At 41.0% G+C, this 3,582-nt stretch carries 2 protein-coding genes; both read left to right on the top strand.

Features of this window, described 5'->3' with window-relative positions; all coding sequences use genetic code 11:
* The coding region (locus IJJ71_RS11750) for a PD-(D/E)XK nuclease family protein (protein WP_296847245.1) at window positions 1-2,544 on the top strand (2,544 nt) is incomplete at its 5' end.
* Between the two features lie 10 nt (window positions 2,545-2,554).
* Window positions 2,555-3,582, top strand: a 1,028-nt coding sequence (locus IJJ71_RS11745; protein WP_296847244.1) for a UvrD-helicase domain-containing protein, incomplete at its 3' end; no start/stop codon positions are given.

Genomic DNA, 3,582 nt, shown 5'->3' with positions numbered 1-3,582 from the left:
GTATCTTCTCTTCCTGATTATAAATTTGATGATGAGGACGAAGATTATCTTGAGCTTTACAAACGCTATTCTGATTTTTTGAATGCGAACAATTTTTTTGAGCCTAGCTGGGTAGAGCCTGATTTTTCTGCGACAGGAAGGCATTATGTCATTTTTTATCCTGAGCTTCTTGAGGATTATTCTGATTACATCGATATTTTCAAAAAATGCCCGGATATTACGGTCGTGAGCCTGCCCAAAAACGAGCTTACGGCGGGTAAAATTCCTTGTCTCAAATATTCTGATTCCAGAAAGGAACTCCGCCGCACGATTTTACAGATTCGAAAACTCTGTGCTGACGGCGTGGCGAATACCGAAAAAGTCCGCTGGGAAGAAGTTGTGCTCAATGTCCCGGATTTACAGACTTACCGGCCGTATCTTGAACGTGAGCTTACAAAATATTGCGTTCCATATGTGATTAAGGCTGGTTCTCCGCTCGTTCAGAATAGTGCGGCTCAGGTATTCACCGAGATTCAGAATTGTTTCAATTCAGAATTTTCTTATGAGTCGATGCGTTCCCTGATTCTCGATGAGTACATTCCGTGGAAAAGTGATAAAAAAGTTCTCCGCGAGAATCTTATAATAGAAGGAAACAAAATGCGCTGTATCTGTGGTTTCAATGAAGGAGCTGTGCATTTTGATTCATGGGAAGAGGCTCTTTCGGCGACATCAGGCACGAACAGCCGTGAACTTGAATTTTACCGTGAACTCAAGCACGATATTTCTGCAATCTGCAATGCAAAATCTTTTGACTCAATCGTGCAGGCATGGGTAATTTTCAAAGGCAAATATCTCGAAGAGGACGGTTTTTCAAAGACTGCGAATGACATCCTTGGTCGCTGTATTACCGAGCTTAAGGAACTTGCAAAAATCGAAAATGAATATTGTCAGGGCGAAAATTCTAATCTTTCGGTCTCAAATCACTATGATTTCTTTATAACCGAGCTGAGCAAAAAGATTTACACGCCCCAGTCTAAAAAAACAGGAATTTCGGTCTATCCGTACAAAACTTCGGCAGGAGCTTATTTTCCTCATCAGTTTGTGATTGACGCCAATCAAAAAAATCTTGAGGTTCAGTATAAAAAACTCGGATTTTTGAACGAAGAAAAACGAGCGGTTCTCGGTCTTGTTGCCCATGACAAAGACTCCAACGTTTCAAAATCATTCATTCGTCTGTATGCGGCCAATTTTCAAAATTCTGAAGGTGAAAAAGTCGTGCATTTCAGTTATGCCGAAAACAGCTTCGCGGGCTTTGCAATTTGTCATAATGCCCTGAAACAAGAAGATGCCAGAAATTCTGCGCTGGACGACGAAGATTTTATTTTGCAGGAAAAAGCTTACTTGATGGGAAAAGACATTTCCTTGCCGTTAAAACTGAGCAAAGTTCAGAAAGAGCAGCTTGAAAAATTCCAGATTTTTAACAAGCCAGAAACTGAAAACGAAAATGGAAGCAAAAATTCTCAGTCAGAAACGAGCGGCCTTGTCCTTGAAAAAGTGAACTTCACACTCATCGAAAACCGCAGCAAAAATCTTGCTGAAAAAGAGAGTGACGGAAAAATCGTGATTACTCAAAGTGATATGAAGGATTTTTTCCCTTGCCCGCGCAAATGGATTTTTTCAAAAGTCCTTTCTCTCGAAGAAGAAACTCTCGACACTGACCTGATGAAAACTTACGACATGGGAAACATAAATCATAAAATTCTTGAGCTTTTTATGGGCGATTATCTAAAATCTCAGAATCCTTTGCCTGTCTGCAAGGACGGAGTTTTTGAAAACGAGCGCGAGATTTTTGAAGTTCTTAAAAAACATGCTTTTACTGCAATCAAAGATTTCCGGGGCGACTATTCGAAGAGTCCTCTTTCTCAGAAAATGCTTGAATCTCAAATCGAGCAGCTGGCCCAGAATATTCTGACTTTCCTGCACGATTTCTTACAGCCGAATGTTTGCAGTGCTGCAAAGCCAAATTCAAAAACGAAAACGCTTGGCTACGGTGGCTGCATGGTGCGCGGAGTTGAAAAGTCTTTCTCTGCCAAAAATGAAGGCAAGAATTACAATTATTATGGTGCGATTGACCTTCTTTTGAGTCCTGCCACAAAAAACACGGACTCAGATGCATGGATAATCATCGATTATAAGAATACAAAAACGCCTGCAAAGAAAGATATTATGGTTTCTAATGAAAAACTTGGTGATTTTCAGATGCCGATGTATATTTCGCTCATCAAGGCGAACAAAACTTGCGGCGATGTCGATGTTGCCCGCTTTTATGCAATCAAGGATGCGTCAACCTCTGTCGCCATCGATATAAATACGGCTGGCTGTTCAAAAGATGATTTTGAGCCAACAATGAAAGCATTCGGGCGTTATTCCGATGATTTTGAAAAAATCGTTGCTTCAAAAAACTTTGCCCCTGTTTTAAGCAAGGTTGACAAGCACGAAGACTGTTCAAAATGCAATTTTAAGGCTGTCTGCCGCCGCACATACGAAGTCGCAAAACGAAACTAGGAACTGATTTATGGAAAATACAAAAGACGAATATAAATATCTTGATTTGCTGGAACGAAAACTCGATCAGTATCAAAAAGCTGCCTGCTGCCGTACCGAAAACACAGTGGTCGCGGCGGGTGCCGGCTCTGGAAAAACTCAGGTTCTTGCCACACGATTTGCGTGGCTTGTAATGAGCAAGGGCCTTCCTGCTTCAAAAATACTTACGATTACATTCACCAAAAAGGCAACTGGTGAAATGTACGAGCGCATTTACAAAACTCTGACTTTTTTTGCCGAAAATCCTCAGACTCCCGAAAAAGAAAAACAGCGTGCCCGCGAAGCTCTCGAAGATTTTTCTAACGTTCATATCCAGACCTTCGACTCCTTCTGCAAGGGAATCGTCGGGCAGGCTTCAAGTGAGTATGGAATTCGCCCGGATTTTTCTGTGGGCGAGGGGGACTCTGAAACTGACATAAGAAAACAGGCTCTTCCGTTCGTTTTTGAAAACCGGAACAGTGAAGGAATAAAATCTTTTGCGGGTGCAGGAAAATATCAGGATTTTGCGGACAAGATTCTTGCTGACACGATTATTTACAACACTTCGATTATCACACCGCAGAATTTCTTTGTAAAAAAGCTCGAAAGTCAAAAAACAGAAATCATAAAAGCATGGAATTTTTTGCTTTTGGGTGAGACTTCCGCAACTAATCCATGCCCGGCATCTCTCAAAGAGGCTTACAACGAGTATCTTGAACAAACCGACAAAGACTCAAAGATAAATCTTGGGTATGAAAACCTTCAGTCTGCACTCTCTTCTTTTTGCAGTTCTCTTGATGATTGCGAGGAAAAAGGCGAGGACATTTATAAGAACTCAAAAAAGGCGGAGTCTTTTATAAATTCCGTTGTGCTGTCAGATTTGATTCTTCCTTCAGATTTGGACTTTGAAAATCCGGGAAGCGAGAATCTTAAAAAACTTGAGACAATTCAGAATCTTTTCGACAGTTTTTCAATTGCTTATTGTGCTAAAAAATCCGTAAAAGACTTGTGGGGCGCAAT

The organism is Treponema sp. (genome assembly GCF_017430385.1).
GTDB lineage: Bacteria > Spirochaetota > Spirochaetia > Treponematales > Treponemataceae > Treponema_D.
Note: the sequence above shows the minus strand (reverse complement) of the source record. Positions and strands in the feature narration are given on the sequence as shown.